We start from the raw sequence: 23,666 nt of genomic DNA on the forward strand, positions 1-23,666 counted from the left end.
CCTCCTTTTACTCCAGTATACGCAGGACCCTTTCGGCCGGCAAGAGGGGAATGGTCCTCGCCGGCCTTTGGGGGCCTCAGGAACCATGGCGCCGGCGCTGGGCTGACGAGGCAATGCGGAGTTCCTCGCGGTATTTAGCCACGGTTCGGCGGGAGATCCGAATGCCCTCTTGCTGCAAAAGGTCGGCCAGGCGCTGGTCGCTCAGAGGGTCTGACCGATCCTCCTCCTGGATCCATTTGCGAATCTTCGCCTTGATGCTCTCCGCCGATGCCCCTTCTCCGCCTCGGGTCTGAACCCCTGAGCTAAAGAAATATTTTAACTCCAATACTCCCCGGGGCGTCTGGGCGTATTTGCCCGTGGTGGCCCGGCTGACGGTGGATTCGTGCACCCCGACCCGCTCCGCCACCTGGCGCAGGGTCATCGGGCGCAAGTACTCCAATCCCCGGTCGAAAAAGTCCCTCTGCAGTTCCACAATGGCTTCGGTCACCCGCAGAATCGTCTGTCTTCGCTGCTCCAAACTGCGGATCAACCACATGGCCGATTGGATTTTTTTCGACAGATAGGATTTCGCCTCCCGGTCCGCCCCTTGGGTCGAGGCGATCCGGCGATAGATGGGATTAATATGCAAATGCGGCGTGAGCCGATCGTGTACCATCACCACGTAGTCCCCGCCCACCCGCTCAATGGTCACATCAGGAATCACAAACCGGACCTGATCCCCAAAAAACATCCTCCCGGGTTTCGGGTCCAAAGTTTTCAATAGGTCGGACAGACGCTGTACTTCTTGGAGGTCGATCTGCAAAGCTTGGGCGATTCTCGACTGACGCCCCTCGGCCACATCCTGAAGATGATGATCGATCAGATCCTTCAGACCAGGCTCGTCGGGATAACGTTCCCGGGCCTGAATGTTGAGACATTCCCGCAGGTCCAGCGCCCCGATCCCCAGGGGCTCCAGGCCGTGCAACCGACGGCGGCACCGCTCGACCAACGCTTCCTCCACCCCGAGGTGTGCGGCCATCTCGGCGCTGGACATGGACACATAGCCGCGTTCGTCGATATTCCCAATGACGTAGCGCAGCACCCGTTTTTCTAAGGGGCTCAGTCGGAGATCGGACAACTGAACCATCAAATGGTCTTCGAGATTCTCGGATCTGGCCGCCACATCCGCCGGGGGCTCCCGATACGACTCGCGCATCGAGCGAAGCAGCCCCGGGTCTGGACCGGATTCCCGCAACCAAGCGTCAAATTCCCCCCATCCCTCAGCCCCGGCCGCCTCTTCCCATTCCATCACCGGATTCTCGGCCATCTCTTGTTGTAAGTATTGCGATAACTCAAAGGAAGACAATTGCAGAATTGCGATCGCTTGGCGCAACTCTTGAGTAAGGATCAACTTTTGCGTTTGTTGCTGCCACAGTCCGAACCCCATCTGCATCCGTCCTCACCTCCTGTTCATCCCCGCTTCAATCCTTCTTTACAGTTTAACTATTTCGCGATATAGCGCAACATTCCTGCCGCGGGTTCGACAAAAATCCCTGGAAATCGGCATGTTGTTGCCCGGCAGGCCGTACAATTCAATAATGACCACGCATCTCTGGGAGGGTTGGTCATGCGCATTGGGTGTATCGGGACCGGGACCATCGGAAGCATGTTGATCGAGGCGTTGTCTTCAAAACTGCCCGAACCCCCGGACTTTGTCGCTTGCAATCGCAGCCGGGACAAAATTGCCGCCCTCGCCCGGCGGGTTCCCAGTCTGGTCATGGTGGCGACGGCAGCGGAAGTGGCCCAGCGGTCACAAACCCTATTTATCTGCGTCAAATCGCCAGATCTCGACCCGGTGATCGACCAAATTCGCCCTTTTCTCTCGCCGGACCACGTCCTTCTGATCACCGCCAGCGGGTTTGAGGTGGAGCGCCTCGAACACCGAGTTCCGGCCCGTGTGGGAAAAATCATTCCCAGCATCACCCAGTTGGCAGGAGGCGGCGCAATCCTAACCCAGTACGGACCCCGGATGGACCGGGAAAGCTGCCGGAGCGTGGACGGGCTCCTGTCTTTCATCGGCACCCCTTTGCCGGTGACCGACGATCAGATTCGGGTGTACGCAGACCTCACCAGTTGCGGGCCGGCATTCTTCGCCGCCATCCTTCAAGCCTTCGCCCGGGCAGCGTCAGCCACGGGCCGAATCGGTGCCGGTGACGCCGAGCATCTGCTACAACTGACATGGAGTGCCACCGCCCGCCTCTTTGAAAACGGGATTACCCCCGAAGACGTGCGTCGGAGAGTTTCGGTCCCCGGCGGCGTGACCGAAGCTGGACTCGCCGTGCTCGACCCCGGTGCCGACACCCTATTCCGCGATCTGTTCGCCGCCACCCAAGCGCACCATCTCAGCCACCGGCCGAGCCCCGGGCAAACCCGGGACAAATGGCCCGATACGGACAGACCCGGCACATCGAGAGGTCCTCTGTAAAAGGATACGCTTCGATGCGCCATTCTCGCGACAAATGATTGAGCCTAGCATCCACGCGTTCCAATGCTTCCCTCACGTTCTCGGGATCGACCGGCACCGGGGCGAGTACGCCCGGGTCTGTGAAGTACAGATACGCCTCATCCACAGGGGCGAGATTTCGTCCCACCGCCCACGCGTACAGTTGGACTTGAAGCCGATAATGATCCACCAGGGCCCCCACCCCGTCCGGCGCCGTGCGGTTCGTCTTAAAATCCACCACCACCGTGCGGCCGTCGGCGACAAAGATTTTGTCCACCTGCCCATGAAGGTCCCAGACCCGTTCTGCTCCTTGTAACCGGAGGTAGAAAGGCCACTCACTCCACACGCGCTGGGCCCGGTTTAGCCGTTTGGACAACTCCCCGTCGGCGTAACGGAGCAACTCCTCCCGCACCTCTTCCCGAGCCCTGCGGCCGAGCGGGCCCATTAAACGAAATTCCTCCAACACCTGGTCCAAGCGGTCCAGAATCGGTTCCGCCCCGGTCCAGCGCTCACACACCCGGTGAACCACCGTACCTCGGAGAAGAGGGGACCAACCGACTCCCTCGATCTCCGCTGGCCCTTGATCCCCACCCATCTCTGGGTCAGGGATCTCCTGTTCACCTGGCACTCCGTCCCCACTCGCCGTTTCAAAGGCCTGATCGAGGGCGGGCAGGCGCAAAGCCCAGTGATAGTAGTAGCGCCGGGGGCAGATATCATACTCCAACAAACGGCTGGCGGACACGGTGGCCATCTCCGGACGTCCGAGAGGCCCGCCGCCAGGCGTGATCACGAAATCCTCTCGATCCCAGCCCCCCTCGGCATTCCCCAGGGTGAGAATGTGGTGAACCAGTCGGGCGGCCTCTCCTTTCGCCTGGCCCTCCGCCATCTGTGCGCCGGAATCAAAGGATTCGATCACCTCCGGGCCTTCGCCGGGCCGGTCCTCGCTGACGCCTCTGTTTTTGGGCTGCGGGCGGGCCGCATCTATGAACCCGGCCGCCCCATCCGGCGCTGCCACCCGGGTCCAGATCACGCCTTCGCCTGCATGGCCAACCAACTCCTCGGCGCCCGAAAGGTCGCCCTGAGCGAGGGAACAGATCAGCCAATCAAACCAACTCCGGGCTTGGTCCACCGTCAGCGGACCTTTTTTCTTGGAGGGCAGCTTTCGAGTGCCAAAAAGGGCGAGGTGATCCCGGGCCCGGGTCAATGCCACATAAAATTTGCGCATCTCCTCCTCCCGGTCTTTGCGCGCCTCTCCTTCCCGCACCCGCTCATACCACCCGAAGCCGGCGTACTCCCCGACCCCGGGCCATTTAACCGCCAAAGCCCCGTCTTCGTCCATGCACCACATCTCTCTCCGGGAGCGAAAAGGCCGGGCCAAATCCGGTAGCACCACCACGGGAAACTCCAGACCCTTGGACTGGTGGACCGTCATCACCGTCACCGCATCGGCCCCGTCGACAACCTGGGCTTCCTCCTCGTCGGTGTCGTCCTCGATTTGCCATTGAATCCAGGAAAGAAAAGCGGATAGGAACACCCGTCCCTCAGCTTCCCTCTCGTAGGCCATTTCAATAAAACGCCGCACGTTCTCCGCCTTTTGCCTGCCACCTGAGGTTTGCAGGAGAGTCGGCACGATCCCCGTTTCATCCACGATCCGCTCCACCAGGGCCCCCGCCGATTCCCAGGCGGCCCGTCGGCGCCACTTGGCGACCTGCCGGGCCGCATCCTCCGCCGCCCTTCGATCCCACGGGGAAAGGGGCAGTTTGTGACTCCCGTCGACCCACCCGAGCGGATCCGCCGAGAACGCCAGCAGTCCACTTTCTTTCCCTCGGCCCGTGGCCAGGGCGATGATCGTCAGCCCATCGTCCGACATGCCGAACAAGGGCGAACGCAGCGCTCCAATCATGGCGACCTCATCACCGGGATCGTACACCCACCGCAAAACCTGGATGAGATCCCGGACTTCCTGGCGGCGAAAAAAGTTCCGGCTTCCGGCGATGCGGTACGGCACCCCGGCCTCTTGAAGGGCGAGTTCGTACACGGGCAGGTGTGTGGAGACGGCGAGGAGCATGGCCACGTCACCGTAGCGGGCCGGACGGGGACCGGATTCGTCCCCCACGGTACCCCCGCTTTGTACAAAACGTCGGATCCAACGGGCAGCCTCGGTGGCTTCGACCAGGCGACCGGCCAAACCTTCGGAATCGATGTGCACGATTTCGACCGATCCCCCCATTTTCTCGCGGGTCGGGACGAGGGGTTCGTACTCGATTTTGGAGGATTGCGGGGCGGCGTTTTCCCTGTTCGCCGATTCACCCATAACCGGACCGAGGACGCGGTTGACAAAGTCTAAGATGGGGCCCTGGGAACGGAAGTTGTGTCGAAGGGACACGGCGACCCCACCCTTTTCCTGCACCTGCTGGCGGGTTTCGACGAACACAGACACATCGGCTCCACGAAACCGGTAAATGGACTGTTTCCCATCCCCGACGACAAACAGCCGGGCGCCGCCATCGAGTAAGAGTCCCACCAGGCGGGCCTGAAGGCGGTTCGTGTCCTGAAACTCGTCCACCATCACATACCGCAAGGAAGCGGTCCAGTGGCGGCGCACCTCAGAGTCTTCCAGCAGCCGCACCGCCCTCAGTTGCAGATCTGTGTAATCGAGAGCCCGGTGTCCGGCCTTTTTCTCTTCGTACCGCCGGGCGACCCGATCCCACAACCGGCACAGCCCCTCGGTGACCTCAGGGAGATCGGCCGCTTGGACCGCTTCTGCCGCCGCTTTCACCGCGGCCTTCCACTCTGCCACCGCATCGCCGAGGACCTTGGGAGCGTTACCGCTCCACATCTCTTTATCCAGTCGGCGCAGCCGCTCCTCCCAATCTTCGGTGACCCGGCCGTCCCAGGAAGCTAGGGCCTCCTCCATCTCCGGCCAACTCGCCGCAAACTTCATGATTTTCTCGTAAGCCTTGGTGGTGGACGACACCTTTTGCCCGTCCTCCACCATTCGCCGTCCGGCATCGAGCAGGGCTTCCCGGACCTGCAACCACCGCTTTGCTTCCCGGGCCAGGGATTCCCGGGAGACCGCCCACACCTCAGCCCCGGTTCGGTCCTCCTCCCGCCAGGTGGTCCCCAGTTGCAGGACCAGGTCCATCGCCCCTGTCTCCCCGTAGACGAGCAGGGCGGTGCGAATCGCCGACTCCTCTTCCTTCAAGGCCTCCAGGATGGCCTCCTGGGCCGATTCCCGGAGGATTCGCCGGGCCTCGGGCTCGTCCAGCACCACGAAGTCCGGGTCCACCCCGGCCTCAAAAGGATACCGCCGGATCAGAGCCGCGCAGTAGCTGTGGATCGTGCTAATCGGAGCGGTTTCCAGCTCTTCTTCATAGGGCAAGAGCCTCGTTTCCCCCGCTTCGATCAACTGCCTCAGCCGGGCCCGGATTTTTCTCCGCATGTCCGCCGCCGCCGCTTCGGTAAACGTAATGGCGATGATCTCCCCCGGCCGGCAAGGCGTGCCGGTCGGAATGGGCGCATCTGTGTCCTTGGGCGGAGGAAGGGTAGGGCGCCCATTCAACATGGCCGCATATCGCTCGGTCAACACCCAGGTCTTCCCGGAACCCGCCCCAGCGGTCACCACCACATCGGACCTGAGGGCTGTAATCGCCTTCCACTGATCTTCAGTCGGCCTCAGCACCGCTCTGATCCTCCCCTTTGGACCCCACACCTTTTCGCAACAGCAAGACGTCATGTTTGCGGCATGCGTGCCCGAATTCACAACTCCGCTCCAGACAAGCCCCGGGAGCCACCGGGTAATCGCCTGCCCGCATCCGGCCGTGATATTCCAGAATATAGTCCAGGGCTTGATCGATCAACGCCCGCCACTCCTCGTCCCCAAGGCCCACGCGGGGGCCCAAGCCGTGGTCCGCCCCTTTACGCCAGAGGCCTTCCTTTTGACGATCCGGGCGCTCCAGCCCATAATACGCCGCACCCAGGGGTTCCCCATCCGGGTAAAGCGCTTGGCGGACAATTTCCATATAAAGGGGCAGTTGCACATCGATTCCTTTCGCGATGGCCGCTTTGCCATGCCGCCCGCCACCGGTGGTCCGTTTGTAGTCGTAAACGATGAACCGGCCCTGGGCATCGGCGTCAATACGGTCCACTCGCCCCTGAAACAAAAGCCCCTCCACCGCCATGGGGTTCGGAGAAGATGCCGGGTCGGACGAATCGTCCTCGCCCCCGAAAGCCCATTCAAAATACCTCGGCCGCAGGCCAGATCCCCGGCGCTGGGTCCAGTCGTAAGCGACCCACTTCCAAATTCGGTTCCTCATCCGTTCTCGTTGGAGGGACCAGGTCGGGAATTCCTTCAACCCCAACCGCTCTTCCAGGGCCTGCACTTCCTCCCCCCACCGTCGGTCCAGCAGCCCCAGCACCCGGTCGATATCGAACCACAGGTTCCCGTCCCCTGCTTCTGCCAGATCCCGAACTTCGCGAAACAATCCGCTCAGCACCCGGTGATACAGCAGGCCCGCCTCCAGCGCGTCCAAAGGTTCCCGGGCCCCCCTCTCCACTTCGATCTTCCAGACCCGCCGCAGTAAAAAGCGAAACGGGCACGTCCCGTAATCGTTGAACATCGATACGCTGTAAACCCGGTCCTCGGAAAAGCGCTGGCCGAACTCGGCCTGGGCAAAATCACTGGACAGTCGGCCTTCCCACGGGGAAAATTCCGGACCTTCTCGAAGTTTTTCGATCATCGCCTTGGCCGCGAGCCTTCGCCACCGTCCGGACAGGGGGGCGCCAACCGGATCGGCAGGAGCGTCCATCCAAATCTCTGGCGCACCTGCGGCAAGCGCCCTCTGCGCCTCCCACTCCCGCCACTGGGCCACATGGGCAAAGGGAGGTCCGCCCTCCCTGGGATCTCCGGGTTGTTGGGGAAGCCCTGCGACCGAGCCGAATTCTTGCCCACCCCCGGGGAGACATTGCCCACTCCGCCACAGTTGCTCAAGAATCCGAGACGGAAGCTTCCCTTCCGCTTCTATGTAAGTCAAAGCCACCTGGATACCCGGGGTTGCCAGGAGACGCAACAGGTGTTCTTCATGTTGGGTTCGCAGTTCCGCCGGCCGGGGCCATTCATAGCCCCGGCGTTCCAGTACATCGTAGAGGGATTCGGGAAACCCTTCTTCCCGCTCCGGGGGAGGCCAGATCCCTTCGTTCACATCCGGAACCACCGCCGCTTCGAGATCCAAGACCCAGGCCGTCTCCGGAGACACCACCCGGATCCCATCTTCTTGACCCGGCCGAACGATCAACCGCCGGCCCTCCAGCTCTTCCCGCAACCAACGCGCCCATTCCTTCCGGGTACACCTCCCCGGCCATCCCACCCAACTGTCCGTCTCCCGCCACTCCCGCAGCATGGCCCGCAACACGGCATAAGCTTCTAGATCCTGGCGTATCCCCGCCCATTCCTCCGATCCCGCTTCTCGCGCCCGACGGCGCAAGGCCCGCTCTACTTCCATCTCTTCCAGCAAGCCTTCCAGGGCGTCCGCCCATTCGGACAACGACCCCTTCTCCGGCATCCCCGCCAGCCGGTCCCGCAACTGTCCGAGCCATGTGAGAACATCCTCCAGTTCCCTACGCTCCCCGGGTAAAAGATCGGTCTCCGCCTCCAGGGCTCTCCGGACATCGGCCATCCACCCGTCGGCCCCCGCGCGTTCCAGGCGTGGGTCTGCCCTCCGGGCCAACACCCAGTGCCGCGGTCGTCCGTCCGGGGCGTACACATCGGACGCCACGGTAAAAAGCGCCGCCCGGCTCCAAAGCCCCTGTGCCAACTCCAATAAACTGAGCACAAATTGAATCAACGGCGCCGCCGTTCCGGGGCGTACCACCGGCTCGGCCAGGGAGATCCCCCGATCCGCCAAAGCCCGAACCAAAGCCGAGTCCGGCGTCGGCGGCCGGCTGGTGACCACGGCGATCCGCCGGGGTAAAAGGCCCTCCGCCAGCCGATCCGCCACCCAGCCTGCGACTCCCGCCCACTGGCTCGCTTCGTCGGGAAAAGCAAGACTTACCGCCGCTGGGCGACGACCGCCTTGAGGCAACAGATTGCCCCCTGGTTGCATGGTAAAACCCTGGCGGGTCAGAAGCCTCCATCCACCCCGTTCCAAAGGCCCGCTATCGCTGAGCACCCCCGGGATCTCGACAGGGGGGAGACAGACCTCCACCGCCTCAACGCCCCGTATCGCGGCCACAAACCGGACAGCCGCGGCACTCAACCTGGAAAATCCGTACACAACAACCCGGCTCACTCCGGGCAGCCACTCCGGAAGGGGGCGCTCCCCGAGGAGAGCCGCTGCCCGTCCCAACATCTCCGCCTCGTCCGCCGCCCCTCCGCGCATTCCCTGGGCCTCCACCACCGCCCGAAGCAGCCCGGCCAGCCAGCGCACCCGGCCCGCCTCCCGCCGGGGCAATCCTTCCGCCGCCTCTTCCAAAATCTCCGGGGGGATTTCCGCTTCCCGCAGCCGCTGAATGAGCCTCGCCGCCCTGCGCCGGACACCCGGCCAAGCGAGGGGATCCAGCGCCGGTCCTCCGCAGGGCGCCCCGAGCCGAGACATGGCCCGGCCGACCAGACGCATTCGGACGGCCCTGGAGATGGGAATCCAGCGTTCTCCGGCGGCCGAAAGAAGACTTGCCGCCGCTTCTTCCAACGTCCATACTCTACCGGAGCCGAGGCTGTCAGCGACCTCTAGCCACCGGTCCCGGACCGCCCGGGCCACCGCCCCGTCCGGGACCAACCACAGGACCCCCGCCCCGGGCGCTGTCTTCGACCGATCAAAGGGCGAACCGGCCACGATCTGCCTCCTCGTACTCACCCATTCACCCCTCCTCTGGGCCGCGCTTTCTCACACGTCCCGGTGCCCCCCTGCCTTTTGCCAACCCGGACCCCCATATCTTTGTCCGCCGGCGCACACCCAGTCCGCCCTCCTGCATACACTGGCCTAGGTGACCCCGGCGGAAGGAGGCATCCGTCATGATTCAAGAACACGACCGGGATCTCAGCGAAGGTTGGTGGAACGGCAAGCCCGTGCGCTTCCTCGCCGGTGGGCCGACCGCTCTGGCACCGGCGGGAATTTATATCGCGGTGCGAAGCTGGAGTTCAGAAGGACGTCCCCAACTCGTCGAAGGCCAGCGGCCCATCCTCGATGCCCTGCCGGGGCGGCCGGGCTACAGCGCCCTTCGCTTTGTGCATTATTTTGAACTCCACTCCGGCCTTCAGCCCGATGCCGTCCGCAGCGTGGCCGACGTTCTGAACCGGGCCAGCCGCATTCACACCCCCGGACACGTCGTGCATACTCCCGTGGTCCCCCCATCTACCCGGACGCTGTGGCCCACCGTGCTGGCCTGGCACGACAGCAACGAAGTCGCCTTTTTGGACGGGGGCCTCGCTCCCCTGGCCGTCAACCGGATCTACCTCGGCATTCGGGGCGTCGACCGCAAACAGAACCGCCTCATCTACATCCCCGGACAGCGGTGGATCTTCGAATGGGCACCGGGTCATCCGGCCTATGGACCCATCGCTCGGGTCCACTACGTAGAACTCGCCGACCCCGACTCCGGCGGAGGGCCGCGCAGTGTCGCCGACCTCCTGAAACAAAGCCGGGCCCTTCACATCACCCGGACCTTCGTCACGGCGGCGATTTTGGAAATCGACGGCAAACCCGCCTCCCCGACCCCACCCCCGGGCCGTCCATGAGGAAGAGACTAACCTCCGGACTCCCTCACCCGCCTGGCCCACTCGTCCAGTTTGCGCAGCCGATGATTCACCCCGGATTTCGTCACCCCGCCACCCAACAACGCCCCCAGCTCTTTCAGATTGATGTCTGGGTGGCGCAGGCGCAGTTCGGCGACCTCCCGGAGTTTCGGCGGGAGGTTGTCCAAGCCGATGGTGCGCTCTAAGAGGCGGATATTCTCGATCTGCCGCACCGCCGCCTGAACCGTCTTACTTAAATTCGCCGTTTCGCAGTTTACGAGTCGATTCACTTGATTGCGCATGTCTTTCAAGATGCGAACGTCCTCGAAGCGGAGCAGGGCTTGGTGGGCCCCGACGAGGTTCAGAAACTCGACGATCTTTTCCCCTTCTTTGAGATAAACGATCTCACCCCGTTTGCGTTGGATCGCCCGGGCATCCAAATCATAAGTCCCCAGAAGTCGGAGAAACCCTTTACTCAACTCCGCATCCCCGAGGGCGATCTCCAAATGATACGAGGCGCCCTCGGGGTTGTTCACCGAACCCGCCGCCAAAAATGCCCCCCGCATATACGCTCGGCGACAACAGTCCCGACCCAGAAGCCGCGTCGGCACTCCTCCTTCCAGGCTCTCCCCTCGCCGGGAGATCTCCAAAAACTCGAGCACTTCCTCTGCCCGCCTGGAGATTCGAACCAGATACACATTATTTTTTCGTAGCCGCATTTTCTTGCGGACCAAGACCTCTGCGTGCACCTGAAAGACATCTTTCAGCAACAGGTAGATCCGCCGGGCGATGGCAGCATTTTCCGTGGCAATGTCCAGGACCTCTCGATTCTCTACCGTGTGAAGGCTGCCGTTCAACCGCAGGAGCGCGGACAGCTCCGCCCGCTTGCAACACGGTTTGTTCACCACCCCGGTCAGCTCTTTTTTCGTCTCCGCCGCAAAAGACACGGCCGATCCCCCCTTTAACGGCGCCGCCGCCATGACCTCCGGGCACGCCTGGCCAACTGCACGATGCGTCGGCTCACTTTTTCGGCGTCGTGCCACGCATACCGGTCCAGGCGGAGAAAATCCCCGGTGATCACCCGGACACCCATGCGCTCCAGGGCCGAGACGTCCGCCGCCACGGGATGCGCCCCCTCGTTCCGATACCGGCGCAGGGCCTCCTCCGGAATGGGAGCTGTGTGTACTACGGCAAAGTCAAAAAAGGGAAAGCCAATGTGGTCGTATATCGCTTTCACGTGATCGGAGGCTGTGAACCCGTCCGTCTCGCCGGGCTGGGTCATCACATTGCACACATAGACTTTCCAGGCCCGGCTGCGGCAAATCGCCCGGGCGACCTCCGGAACGAGCAAATTCGGAATAATGCTGGTATACAGGCTCCCCGGTCCCAGCACCACCACATCGGCTTTCTCAATCGCCTCCACCACCTCTTCGGGCGCCTCGGCATCCGCAGGGGCGATGGCCACCCGCACAATTCGCCCCCCGGCGGCGGGAATCCGAGACTCTCCGGTGATCTCCCGACCGTCCTCCAACCTCGCCTTAAGAACCACCGCCCGCCGGGCTGCTGGCAACACCCGGCCCCGCACCGCGAGTACCCGGCTGGCCTCCCGGACCGCCGTCTCAAAATCCCCGGTCACATCCGCCATCGCCGCGATAAACAAATTGCCGAAGCTGTGCCCGGCAAGGCCGTCGTCATCACCCTGAAAGCGGTGCTGCCACAACTGTTCCATGAGCGGCTCCGTGTCGGCCAGCGCCACGAGACAATTGCGTATATCCCCCGGGGGAGGCATCCCAAAAGCCGAGCGCAGCCTCCCGGAGCTCCCTCCGTCGTCGGCCACCGTCACCACGGCGGTCAAATCCACCTCGTGCATCTTGAGCCCCCGGAGGAGCACCGATTGACCCGTTCCGCCGCCGATCACCACCACCCGGGGCCGGTGCAGGGGAGCCCACCGCTCCCGCCAGTTCCGGCGCTTTTCCCACCACGCACCTAGAATCAGCACCAGAACGCCAAACACCAGGGCCGACCACCCGAACACCGCCCGCTCGACCCCCGCGGGTCCCAGTTCCCGCCCCGCCGCCAGAACAAACCCCAGCCCGAAAGCCGCTACTCCCCAGCCCCAGGCCCACCACGCCTTACCCATCCACATCGGCGCCTTTCGCCGGATCCCGGTGAATATCCCGGTGGTACACGTGGACTTTCTCCCGGGCTTGATAATGTCGGCGCAACAATTCCACCATCGCCACGGACCGGTGTTGCCCGCCGGTGCACCCCACCGCCACCACCAATTGGCTACGCCCTTCTTTCACGTATTGGGGGAGCAGAAAGTCCAGCATATCTGTGAGTTTGTCGGAAAAGGTCTTCGCCGCAGGCCATTTCATCACATACTCGTACACGTCGAGATCCAAACCCGTCAAAGGGCGAAGGGCGTCCAAATAATACGGATTGGGAAGGAATCGAACATCGAATACGAGATCCGCATCGATGGGTACGCCATACTTGAATCCGAAGGACACCAAATGCAAAGTCAGCCGATTGATGTCCGACCCGCTAAAATGCGCCGCAATCTTCTCTTTCAGCTCCGCCGGCTTGAGAAGACTGGTATCGATGATCCAGTCGGCCCGGTCCCGGATCTCCTCCAAGAGCCTGCGTTCTTTCCCAATCCCTTCCAGAATCCGGTTGCCCTGGGCCAAGGGATGCCGTCGCCGGGTCGCCTTGTACCGCCGCACGAGCACCTCGTCCCGGGCTTCGAGAAACAGGATCCGGTACTGCACTCCGTATTGTTCCTCCAGGTCTTTCAGCGCCATCAGCAGATGAGAGAACCAGGAACCGCCGCGGATGTCGCACACCAGCGCCAACCGGGAAACCTTCCCTTCAGATTGGCGCATCAATTCCGCAAACTTCGGGATCAGCGCCGGAGGCAGGTTATCCACGCAAAAATACCCCAGGTCTTCGAGACTTTGTACCGCCACGGTCTTTCCGGCCCCGGACAATCCCGTGATGATGACCAACTGCAAATCTCTCTCCACCTGTTCCTCCTCCATGCCGTCATCCCCCCACCTCTTCCCCCATAAGCATATCACGGCGCAAAAAGAAGAGACAATGAATTATTCTTAATACCAAAAATCCAGGCCGAACTCCGGTTCATTTTCTCCACAAAAAAAGAAGGCGTCCCAAGACACCTTCGCGATTGTATTCAGATCAAAGGGGGTCAGATGTGATACATCTATATCTTAAACCGATCGTGCCAAGGATGGGTGATGATCTTCTAAAGAATGTGTGGAGATCTGTTTAGAATCCCGCCCACGTTCATGCCGATCCCCCCAGACCACCGAACGACCAAGCCAAGCCCAACTTAATCGGTCAACATACAGGTCTCGATGATCAACCACAGCCGATCCCCCAGCCCCTGCTGGGAGACCTTGTAACGCTCGGCCACCTCTTTCCGGGAGAAAGGCAAATGACACCGATGACGGGCCGCACACTCCAAAGCTCCGGCCCACAACTCCGGCTTGCGCACCCGGGGGGCCTGCAGATGAATCAATTGGGTGAACTCCGACCAAATCTCCATCGCCACTTTGGCCAGCGTCGTTTCCCCCCTGCCCTGGAGTTCCTGAACCGCCAGTTGTACAATCCGCTGCCACTCCGGGCGCCCGGCCAGGGATCTCGCGGACTCCGGGCGAAAATCCACCGGCAGAATCCTGGACGGGAGGCCGATCTCCACAATCTCCTCGGGCTGAAGTTCAAACATCCCTTTCAGCGCGGCCTGTTTCACCGGCAGATACTCATCGTCATCCAGAAGCAAAAAGCGCAGCGCCCGCTCCACATCTTCTCCGCCAAAACTCACCACCAACGGAATGACTTGCTTTTTCGTGACGGGATCCCCGTGGCGGAGCACCCACATGAGAGACGAACGGACCACCGACTCCGGCGGCCAAAGTTCCCGCCCCAACTTCGACCCCGGGTCTTCAGAACCGGGACCGTTTAAACGAGTGGTATCCGCATAAGGAAGAACATATTGATAGCTGACAGGGAGCACCTCGAGGCCGCGGCTGATCGCCTCCCGAACTACCTCTTCGTAATAGCGCCCGATCCCGGAAGAAGGATCCAGGACCTGCACCTCTTCCCAGAGGCGGGCCGCCTTTCGCAACCGCCCCAGGTTCGAGGCCGCCGCCGCCAAGGCGTGAACCACTGGCGCCTCCGGGCGCGGTAAGAACCTCACCAGATGGTTAAAAATATCATAAGCCGTGCGGTGTTCTTGAAGAATGCCCATGGTGGTCCCCAGTTTGTACGCCAGTTCGGGCTGTATCGGCCTGAGTCTCCGCAGTTGATCAAGGAGGGCTTGGGTTTGTTCTTCCTTTCCCGCAGAACGGTAAAAAATCGCCAAATTGCACACCGCGTGGAGGTTGCCAGGCTGAAGCTCCAGGACCCCTTTGGCCGTTTCGATGGCTTTTTCGACATCTCCGAGGTAATAATACGCTAAGGACAGGTTGTTCCGGTCCACGGTGGCGTCAGACGACTCTTGAACCTTCGCTTCAAGGTAAGCCGCCGCATCGAGAAACCTTCCATCTTCCAGAAAACGCCGCGCCACGTCCTCGTCGCCCCTCAACCGAATCCGACCGTCTCGGCGCCTGCGCACCATGCGGGTCCCGAACTCGGTCACCAGGATATCCAACATTTCTTCAGCTTCCTCCGCGAATTCCCCTTCGGGATCCACTTCCAGGTAACGCGAGGCATATTCCTGGGCGAGGTCGTACAACCCGAGGTTGGCAAAATTATTGGCCATGTAGAAATAACACTCGTACATTTTCGGATCCAGTTCGAGAAGAACCCGCTCCAACACTTCATTCGAAGCCTGATAGTCCCCGAGCTCGGACAGTACCCCCGCCAAATTGCAGTGGTTGACCGGGTTCGCCGGCTCGTATTCCACGACTTTCCGGAAGTATTTCAAGGCCCGGGGAAGATCGTGTCGATCCAGCGAGCGCACGGCCCGTTCAAAAAAGAACGTCGCATCCATGCGCACGAGCGCCACCTTGTGACCTTTGGGTTTGCCGCTGGTACCCCCTTGCTTCGCCATCCCCAACACCTCCTCAACCGCGCCTTTGGGAAAACCTCTGCCTCCAGTGTACCAATGATCCCCATCTTACGATAGAGGGATTTTTTCACACCGTCTCACGGTCTGACCGCCAGGCCAAATAGACCATAAATCCCGCTGCCAGCACAACCACCGCCACGCTGGTCCACTGGGCAGCCGTCCAGCCGAAAAGAAACCGCGGGCTGTCCCCCCGAAGCATTTCTAAGAAGAACCGCGCTCCATTGTACAGGATCACATAAATGAAAAACACCCACCCCTTGGGCAATCTCCACTGTTTCAGGATCAGGAGCAGGGCAAAAATCACGACGTCTGCCTGGCCTTCCCAGATCTCAGCCGGCCACAGGGGCTGGTCCCCGTATACCTGGCGGGCCAGTGATCCTTGGGGATACAAAATCCCGAAATCCCCGCCCGTGGGCCCCCCAAAGGCGTCGCCGTTCATCACATTGGCCGCCCGGCCAATGCTCTGCCCGAGCACCAACCCCGGGGCTGCGAGATCCATCAATTCCCAAGTGTTGAGTTTATGCCGCCGAACGTACCACAGACCCATCACCAGGGCTCCGACAACCCCGCCTTGAATCGATAGGCCCCCGTGCCAAACTGCGGGGATCTCCCAGGGATGCGCTCGGTAAAACGGCCAATCAAAAAAGAACACCTGCCAAAACCTCGCCCCCACGACCCCGGCCAGAAACAGCCACGGAGCGAGATTCCACAGGTGTTCCACATACCGCTCCTTGCGTTCCACTTTTGCCAAATACAAGGTCACACCGAACCCTAGCAAAAACGCCAGCACGAACAAAGTGCTGTAAGCTCTGACGGGAAATGGGCCAATGTGAAACCAATACGGATGCATGCCTCAACCCCCTGGGCCGCCGCCCCGGACGGCAAACTACGGTACGCTGACGGTGGCCTCCCGGGGGGTACCCACCGGCCGGTGATCCCGATCCACCAAGACCACCCGCACCCGGTGGACACCCGGGTCCACGCCTTGCAACACCACCTTGGGGCTGTAGAGCTCGGCCACTAAACGACCATCGAGGAACACTTGCGCGCCTCCGGTTTGCGGGGCCGCGGACGCACGATCACCCGCCCAGGCAAACCCGTGGGGCGTGATGCCCACCTCCACGCCGTCGGACAGGCCCTGTACCCTCACATCCACCTCGGGTCCCGGTCCCCCGGCGGGAATCCGCCCGGGTCCACCGTTCACTTCCAAGAATACCATTCCCACCACGACAACGCCAAGCACGACCACCGCCATCTTTAGCCGCTCCGCCGCGAACGTCCAACCCGAAACCCTCCGCATGCCGCCACCCTCTCTGTCCACCTCGGAGTTCTATCCGATGTGTACGCCAAAGAGGGCAAGGACATGACCCTTGTCACCGCCGACCGCGCGGGGCTTGGGCCGACCTGGCCCGCTCCTCACCGCCCTGAAACAGCCAGGACTTCGGGCGCCCGGAGTCCCCGTGCACCTCTGCCTCGGTCTTTTCCACGCAAAATGGACAAATGATTTCGTTGTTGTGGGTATTGTCCTCCCGCTTTCCGATAAAATGGCGCCCACACACGACGCAAAAAAGCATCACGGGCACCCACTCCTCCTTTGGCACACGATGTTGAGGGTTAGCGCGGCACGGATCCGGCGCAGTCCGGCATCCACCCGGCTCGGCGACCGCAACCACCCCGCGTTGGCTTTAAGTTTACCGCATTCCCCCGAGGAAGTACCAGACCCTTTTTGTGGGTTTTACAAAAAAATGTGGTGTCCGTCCACACCCCCTTGTCGGGGAGTGGCATAGGAATATGGCAGAGCGTCGACCATTCACCTTCGGCGCGTGAGGAGGAAGGCCATGACCCCGAACCCGCAACAGACCCGGAGGCCGTCCGTTCGCCCTGGACAGCGCATCACCGTCGCCACGCCACAGGGCACATACCGGGGCATCGTGTACGCCGTGCATCCCGAAGGAATGTGGCTCATGTCCCCTGAGGATCAAGCGCCGCCGATTATTCCGTTAAATCGGGCTCCCGGCGGGCAGATCGAACCTGCATTTTTAGGACTATTCCGATTTATGCCTATGCTTAGAGGCCGGGGACGGCCCGCTACACCCGATCCCCCCGCTGCAGACGGTTGGGCGCCGGGGCCGCCCTTTACGCCCCTGCATGGAACTGTACAGCCGGCGGGACCCTGGTTCAGCCAAAATCCCGGCGGAGCGCCACCTTCCCCTCCGGCCGAGTCTTCCGCCGAGTCCGGCTCGTCCCGGGGGTTCCTCGGTTTTCTGGCCGGCCGGAACCGGTTTTGGTGGCTGCCCCTGGCCTTTTACGGGCTGCGGCTTTTTTTCTGAAGGGCCACAGCCCTTCCCGGTCATCGAAGTCCGTTGAAACCCCTTCGCCAGTCTGTCAATTCGCCGGTTTTCGTCCGGTCACCACCACATAACCTAAGTGCTTTGCGTGTCGCGCCATCAGCTCGGTGTTGGCCCGGAGCACCTCCCGGACTTCGGCGTCGTCCAGGGCGGTGGATCTCAGATCCCATCGATCCGGGTCGTCCCATTCGTCCTTCAAAGCCCGATTCAGGTCGATTCTCCGGGCCTCGACGAGTCGCACGTCCGAGAATCCAACCCGACGGTACAACGCCTCCCAGTCCCCATAGAGTGGTAAATCCTTCACTCCGTACAGATCCTCGATCGCCCGGGCGGTCTCGGCGGGCAGGGCGTGTCTGGCCGCCATTTCCACGTCCAGGACTCCGCCCCCCGGCACCAAAAGCTTTCGGTACTGCTCCACGGCCTTCTCCCGGGACACGAACACCGTCACCGATTCGGCGATCACCCAATCAAAAGACGCCTCGTCGAAGGGAGGGGCGAGCAAATCCCCCGGGACGAACTCCGCCGCAACGCCTTCCAGGCGGGCCCGACGCCGGGCCTTTCGAATCATGAGCGGCTGAAGATCCAGCCCCGTCACCCGGCAGCCAAACCGTTTTGCCATGTAACAGGCTGTGCGCCCCGTGCCGCAACCCACGTCTAGGACCCGGGTATCCGGGCCGAGGGACAATTGACCGATCCATTTTTTTGTCAAGGCAAACCCACCGGGATGGGCGCTCCCCGCCCCTACTTTCGCCAGCACTTCCTGGTACCGATTCACCGACGATCCCTCCCTGCTGTGACCATTGTATGGAGAAGCAGGGAAGACCGCCCGGGCGCGGGACAGGTCCCGGGGCGGACAGGCAGGAGGAGCCCAAAGGGCTCCCCACGGGACTCGACAAAGGTCGGTTCTGGACGTGCGAAATCATTGCACGCGCTTGTCCCGGCCGGACCAGTACCGCTCCCGAAGCTTGAATTTCTGCAGTTTTCCCGTGGCCGTGCGGGGAAGCTCGTCCACGAACTCGTAGTCTTTCGGGCACTTAAAGTGGGCCAGGCGCGCCCGGCAGAATTCGTTCAGTTCTTCCGCGGTAACTTGATGGCCCGGTTTCACCACCACAAGCGCCACCGGCACCTCGCCCCACCGCTCGTCGGGCCGGGCCACGACCCCGACATCCGACACCGCCGGGTGTTGATAGAGCACCCCTTCCACTTCCACCGAAGAAATGTTTTCACCGCCGGAAATAATCACATCTTTGAGCCGGTCGACGATCTCGATAAATCCGTTCGGGTGCACCACGGCGAGATCGCCGCTGTGGAACCAACCGTCCCGGATCGCCCGAGCCGTCTCCTCGGGCTGCTTGTAATACCCTTCCATGACCACGTTGCCCCGGGCCACGATCTCCCCGATCTCCCGACCGTTCCACTCCACCTCGGAACCGTCCTCCCGAACCACCTTCGTTTCCCCGCTGAAAACCATCTCGACCCCTTGGCGGGCCTTGAGAACCGCCTGTTCCTCCGGCGACAAGCTCTCGAATTCCTTGCGCCACTCGCAGTAGCTGATAAAAGGGGAAGTCTCCGTGAGCCCGTAAACGTGGATGACTTCCATGTGGAGGTATTTTTGCACCCGGTCGATGATGGCAGCGGGGGGAGGTGAACCGGCCGTCCCCATCCGGGGCCGGGTGGTGATGCGCACCTGTTCCACGTTCGGGGCTTGGACCAACATACTGAGCACCGTGGGAGCCCCACAGGCCAGGGTGATCCCCTCTTTCTCGTAGAGGTTCAGGATCTTCACCGGATCCACCTTGCGCAGGCAGACGTGGGTCGCCCCTACGGCCGTGATCGCCCAGACCCCACCCCAGCCGTTGGCGTGAAACATGGGCAGGGTGTGCAGGTACACGTCATCATGAGACACCCGAAGATGAAAAAGAAAATCGGCGGCATTCAGATAATTCCCTCGGTGGGTCATGACCACCCCTTTGGGTTTCGACGTGGTGCCGCTGGTGTAGTTAATGCTGATCGTCTGGTTCTCATCGATTTCCACATCGATCGGCTCGGGGGAAGATTCGGCCAAAAGGGCCTCGTAATCCATGGCTTCCAACGGGGAGGAGAAGCCGGAATCGATCTGGATATACTGGCGGACCTTCGGCAGCCGGGAACGAATGTCGTGAATCCGTTCGCCCCATTCCGCATCGACGATGACCACTTCGGAATCGCTGTGGTCGATGACGTACCCGAGCTCATCGGGATTGAGGCGGATGTTGAGGGGTACAATCACCGCTCCCATTTGACAAATCCCGTAAAAGCATTCGAGCATTGGATGGGTGTTGGGCACCATTACAGCGACTTTTGTGCCCGCCGCCACCCCAAGTTTGCGGAGAGCATTCGAGAGGCGGTTCACCCGGTCATCAAACTCCCGGTACGTGAATCGTTTGTCCTCGTCAATCACTGCGATCTTGTCTGGATAGAGTTTCACGGCACGGCGTTTCCAATCCAGTGGCGTCAGTGGCGTAATCAACGCTTGTCCTCCTTTACCCGTCATTCATTCTCCACTCAAGTGTAGTATAACAGAACACGCCCGACGCTGTTGCAAAAAAAGGTGCCTGTCTGGCGCCCGTCTCACTCCCCTGTTGCCATTGCCACCACCGTCATCACCGGAGGTCCGCATGACCTGCTCCCACGCCAATGTCTGCCTGTGTCCTCCGATTAGGGGGTGAGATCGGGTTATAATGGAAAAGTCGGAAACTGTTTCAGCGAGGGAGGCCGAGCCCATGTTGACGGGGAATGCACTGCGCGACCAGTTGCGCAAATACGCGGAGTTAGCGGTCAAAGTCGGGGTGAACCTGCAACCGGGGCAACACCTGGTGATCGGCTACGGAATTCGCCAGGTGCTGCCGGAACACGTGGAATTCGCCCGGATGTTGACGGAAGTGGGGTACGAGGCGGGAGCGAAGTTTGTCCACGTGGACTGGGGGGACGAATGGTGGGTGCGGGAGACCATTTTGCGGGGGGATCTGGAAACCTTTAAATCCCGGGCCCGCCACCAGGTGGAATGGGTGCAGCGCCTGGCCGACGAGGGGGCCGTGTATTTGGCCCTGCCCGCCACGGACCCGGACCTGTTTGCCGGGATCGATCCGAAGCAAGTGACGGCCTTCCTCAACGCCCAGGCGGAGATTTTCCGGCCCTTTAACGATAAGCGGACGAACGACGAGTACGCCTGGTCCCTCATGTCCGCACCGACCCAGGCCTGGGCCGACAAGGTCTTTCCGGAGCTGCCGCCGGAACATCGTCTCGACGCCCTGTGGAACGACATCCTGATCTGCTCCCGGGCGGACGGGCCGGATCCCGTGGGGGCGTGGCGGGAGCATTTGGAGAATTTGAAGAAGCGGGCGCAGTGGTTGACAGACCTTCGGATCCACCGCCTCCATTACCGCGCTCCCGGGACGGACCTCACCGTTGAGTTGCCGGAAACCCACTATTGGGCCGCGGCGTCGAACCAAACGCCCCAAGGGGTGGCCTTCGTGGCGAACATCCCCACCGAAGAAGTGTATACGGTGCCGCTTCGGGAGGGCGTTGAGGGCACCGTGTCCAGCACCATGCCCCTCAACCACAACGGCTCCTTGATTGAGGGCATCCGGTTGCGCTTTGAAAAGGGGAAGATCGTGGAAGCCACGGCGGACCGGGGCGAAAACGCCCTGCGCCACATCGTGGAGACAGACGAGGGCAGTCGATATCTCGGGGAGATTTCCTTGGTCCCGGTGGATTCGCCCATCTTCCAGCGGGGGCGACTCTTCTACAACACCCTGTTCGACGAGAACGCCTCGTGTCATCTGGCCATCGGGAATGCCTACCCCCTCATTGAGGGCGGACATGATCTCGATCGAGCCGCCTGGCGGGCGGCGGGGCTCAACCAGAGCCTGGTGCACGTGGATTTTATGGTCGGATCCGACCGAATGGACATCGACGCCGAAACCCGGTCCGGGGAGACCGTGCCGATTTTTCGGAGCGGGCGATGGGCTGAGTCGGTGTGAACCCGGCCTCATCCGGGCCGCGGGCCCCCCGCCCGGCCCGGATGATTGTTCTGCTATCGTGCCGTTTTACTCTTCCTTTTTTGACCACACGGTCGTTCCATCCTCCAACCAAATGGCCTTCGGGGGGATTTTGCATCGATATCTCCTTGAGGGCTCCAACCTTCACCTGATCCCGGCCCTGAACGGCTGCCCCCGCGGCGGGAAGGAAAGACGCCGCCCGCCGGAGGGTCTCGGGATTGGCCTGAAGTGTCACGGTCCCTCCCTCCTCCGAAAAACCCTGACCCCGTTGATTCACACCCGAATTATACGGAAGTCTAAAAAACCAGGTCAAGAGAGAGTTCTGACGATATCGGTTATGATTGCCCCCACCAGGTACCTGCATTCTGAACTCGGGATATTGACAAATCTTTAGCGATGCGTTTGAATTTTTCCGTAACGCGATAAAAGTAGGGGGGGTCGGAATGGACGGTCAAATTGCGGCGAGGTTGGACCGATTGCCGGTGACTTCGCTCCACCGCAAACTCATGTGGTTGGTAGGCATCGGGGTATTTTTCGACTTATACGACGTATTTTTGGCAGGAATCATGGTGAACGTGTTTAAATCGACTTTCGGTATCGGTGCCGGCCAGCAGTCCGCCTTCATCGCCGCCGGGTTTATCGGCATGTTTGTCGGGGCCGCGACCTTGGGAGGATTGTCGGACCGCTATGGCCGAAGGACCATGTACCTGGTCAATCTCGGGATTTATTCGCTTTTCACCCTCTTGGCCGGATTCGGGCAAAGCTTCGAATGGATTCTGGTCTGTCGCATCATCGCCGGCTTGGGGCTGGGGGCGGAGCTACCCCTGTCCGACGCCTATCTGAGCGAGATGCTGCCGGCTCGGGTGCGTGGAAGGTATATTGCTATCGCGTACACCCTCGGCTTCTGTGCCGTACCAGTGGTCGGGTTCATCGCCCGCTGGCTGGTGCCCACCCAGATACTGGGATTGGCAGGATGGCGGTGGGTGTTCATCCTCGGGGCAGTGGGAGCCATCCTCGTATGGATCGGCCGGCGAGGCTTGCCAGAATCACCGCGTTGGCTCGAGGTCCACGGACGCCGGGAGGAGGCGGAGCGATACGCCGCCCAGATGGAGGAAACGGCAATTCAGGAAGGCCGCGGGACCCTGCCGCCACCCCAGCCCCTCGCCGTGGAGCCGAGTGAGCGGATTCCCATCGCCGACCTCTTTCGCGGGGAGTACCGGAAGCGAACCATTATGCTCTGGTTGTTTCAAATCCTCCAAACGGTAGGGTACTACGGGTTTGGGTCCCTAGGGCCTTTGGTGCTGGCTCACAAGGGATTCGACATCGTGAATACGCTCATGTACTCCGGAATCATGTTTCTGGGTTATCCCATCGGATCATTGCTTTCCCTTCCCATCATCGAACGTTGGGAACGGAAGGCGTGGATTTGCAGCACGGCCTTTGGGATGGCCGTCTTTGGCCTACTCTTTGCGTACAGCACATCGGCGGCTGGTGTTCTCATCTTCGGATTTTTGTACACGGCGGTGAGCAATATTTTCTCCAACGCATTCCACGTGTACCAGGCGGAGATCTATCCCACCAGGGTCAGGGGGACGGCGGTGGGAAGCGCTTACAGCCTCAGCCGGCTGACCAGCGCGGTGATGCCTTTCGTTCTAGTGCCCCTGCTCCAGTCCCGGGGCGCCGCTGCGATGTACGGGGTGGTGGCTTTGGCCATGCTGGTGCTCATCGCAGATATCGCCTGGCTAGGACCGCGGACCACGAAAAAAGCCCTGGAACAGGTCTCGGCGTGAGAGACCGTTGTGAGGAAACGAACACCGCCGGGTCAGTATAAAAAAGGCACAGTACGGATGCACGTATGAATTCCGGCGTGGTAGAATATCCTTGAAAAAGCAGGAGGGGCAACAGCTCCTCCTGCAGCGGTCATCAGCGGCCTGCTCTCCCAAACCTACACAAATCTCACATTGCACAGGGTTTG

General features: G+C 61.4%; 17 protein-coding genes. 5 read left to right on the forward strand and 12 right to left on the reverse strand.

The window, feature by feature from the left end:
- Positions 1-76: 76 nt before the first annotated feature.
- Positions 77-1,432, reverse strand: coding sequence for an RNA polymerase factor sigma-54 (rpoN, locus tag K6T64_RS10800; protein WP_288010126.1), 1,356 nt, complete (start codon positions 1,430-1,432; stop codon positions 77-79).
- A gap of 174 nt (positions 1,433-1,606) precedes the next feature.
- Between rpoN and K6T64_RS10805 the strand changes: the two genes are divergently transcribed.
- Positions 1,607-2,464 carry a pyrroline-5-carboxylate reductase dimerization domain-containing protein gene (locus K6T64_RS10805; protein ID WP_100666820.1) on the forward strand — a complete coding sequence of 286 codons (858 nt, stop codon included), beginning with the start codon at positions 1,607-1,609 and terminating at the stop codon, positions 2,462-2,464.
- Here the strand turns inward: K6T64_RS10805 and K6T64_RS10810 are convergent.
- Positions 2,382-6,164 (reverse strand): UvrD-helicase domain-containing protein, encoded by a 3,783-nt coding sequence (locus tag K6T64_RS10810; protein WP_288010127.1) that lies wholly within the window; start codon positions 6,162-6,164, stop codon positions 2,382-2,384. The two genes, K6T64_RS10805 and K6T64_RS10810, sit on opposite strands and share 83 nt — an antisense overlap.
- Positions 6,148-9,333, reverse strand: coding sequence for a PD-(D/E)XK nuclease family protein (locus K6T64_RS10815; RefSeq protein ID WP_288010128.1), 3,186 nt, complete (start codon positions 9,331-9,333; stop codon positions 6,148-6,150). Before K6T64_RS10815 ends, K6T64_RS10810 begins: the two co-directional genes overlap by 17 nt.
- Before the next feature lie 158 nt (positions 9,334-9,491).
- On the opposite strand from K6T64_RS10815, the gene K6T64_RS10820 reads away from it, so the two are divergent.
- The gene (locus tag K6T64_RS10820; protein WP_288010130.1) at positions 9,492-10,214 is read left to right on the forward strand and encodes a hypothetical protein; all 723 of its coding nucleotides are present in this window, start codon (positions 9,492-9,494) and stop codon (positions 10,212-10,214) included.
- A gap of 8 nt (positions 10,215-10,222) precedes the next feature.
- Here the strand turns inward: K6T64_RS10820 and whiA are convergent, their stop codons facing one another.
- The 7 genes from whiA to K6T64_RS10855 form a co-directional block, all read right to left on the reverse strand.
- Entirely contained in the window at positions 10,223-11,158 is a 936-nt protein-coding gene (gene whiA, locus K6T64_RS10825) for a DNA-binding protein WhiA (protein ID WP_100666816.1), read from the reverse strand.
- 14 nt (positions 11,159-11,172) lie between these two features.
- Positions 11,173-12,357: a gluconeogenesis factor YvcK family protein gene (locus K6T64_RS10830; protein ID WP_288010131.1), complete on the reverse strand. Its 1,185-nt coding sequence runs from the start codon at positions 12,355-12,357 to the stop codon at positions 11,173-11,175.
- Positions 12,344-13,252 (reverse strand): RNase adapter RapZ, encoded by a 909-nt coding sequence (gene rapZ / locus K6T64_RS10835; RefSeq protein WP_288010132.1) that lies wholly within the window; start codon positions 13,250-13,252, stop codon positions 12,344-12,346. Before rapZ ends, K6T64_RS10830 begins: the two co-directional genes overlap by 14 nt.
- 311 nt (positions 13,253-13,563) lie before the next feature.
- Complete coding sequence (locus tag K6T64_RS10840) at positions 13,564-15,285, reverse strand: tetratricopeptide repeat protein (protein ID WP_288010133.1); 1,722 nt, start codon at positions 15,283-15,285, stop codon at positions 13,564-13,566.
- A gap of 85 nt (positions 15,286-15,370) precedes the next feature.
- Positions 15,371-16,153, reverse strand: a complete 783-nt coding sequence (lgt, locus tag K6T64_RS10845) for a prolipoprotein diacylglyceryl transferase (RefSeq protein WP_288010134.1) — start codon at positions 16,151-16,153, stop codon at positions 15,371-15,373.
- Between the two features lie 36 nt (positions 16,154-16,189).
- The gene (locus K6T64_RS10850; RefSeq protein WP_288010135.1) at positions 16,190-16,603 is read right to left on the reverse strand and encodes a hypothetical protein; all 414 of its coding nucleotides are present in this window, start codon (positions 16,601-16,603) and stop codon (positions 16,190-16,192) included.
- Between the two features lie 73 nt (positions 16,604-16,676).
- Positions 16,677-16,886, reverse strand: coding sequence for a hypothetical protein (locus K6T64_RS10855; protein WP_100666810.1), 210 nt, complete (start codon positions 16,884-16,886; stop codon positions 16,677-16,679).
- A 255-nt stretch (positions 16,887-17,141) separates the two neighbouring features.
- Between K6T64_RS10855 and K6T64_RS10860 the strand changes: the two genes are divergently transcribed.
- A complete protein-coding gene (locus K6T64_RS10860; protein WP_288010136.1) occupies positions 17,142-17,633 on the forward strand; it encodes a hypothetical protein in 492 nt (163 codons plus the stop codon).
- Between the two features lie 55 nt (positions 17,634-17,688).
- On the opposite strand, the gene K6T64_RS10865 is transcribed toward K6T64_RS10860, so the two are convergent.
- Positions 17,689-18,426: a class I SAM-dependent methyltransferase gene (locus K6T64_RS10865; protein WP_288010137.1), complete on the reverse strand. Its 738-nt coding sequence runs from the start codon at positions 18,424-18,426 to the stop codon at positions 17,689-17,691.
- A gap of 144 nt (positions 18,427-18,570) precedes the next feature.
- A complete protein-coding gene (locus tag K6T64_RS10870; RefSeq protein WP_100666807.1) occupies positions 18,571-20,160 on the reverse strand; it encodes a long-chain-fatty-acid--CoA ligase in 1,590 nt (529 codons plus the stop codon).
- Positions 20,161-20,413: 253 nt separating this feature from the next.
- On the opposite strand from K6T64_RS10870, the gene K6T64_RS10875 reads away from it, so the two are divergent.
- Entirely contained in the window at positions 20,414-21,673 is a 1,260-nt protein-coding gene (locus K6T64_RS10875; RefSeq protein ID WP_288010139.1) for an aminopeptidase, read from the forward strand.
- Positions 21,674-22,134: 461 nt separating this feature from the next.
- Positions 22,135-23,481, forward strand: coding sequence for an MFS transporter (locus tag K6T64_RS10880; protein ID WP_100666806.1), 1,347 nt, complete (start codon positions 22,135-22,137; stop codon positions 23,479-23,481).
- Positions 23,482-23,666: the final 185 nt, after the last annotated feature.

The organism is Kyrpidia sp. (genome assembly GCF_023512215.1).
GTDB lineage: Bacteria > Bacillota > Bacilli > Kyrpidiales > Kyrpidiaceae > Kyrpidia > Kyrpidia spormannii.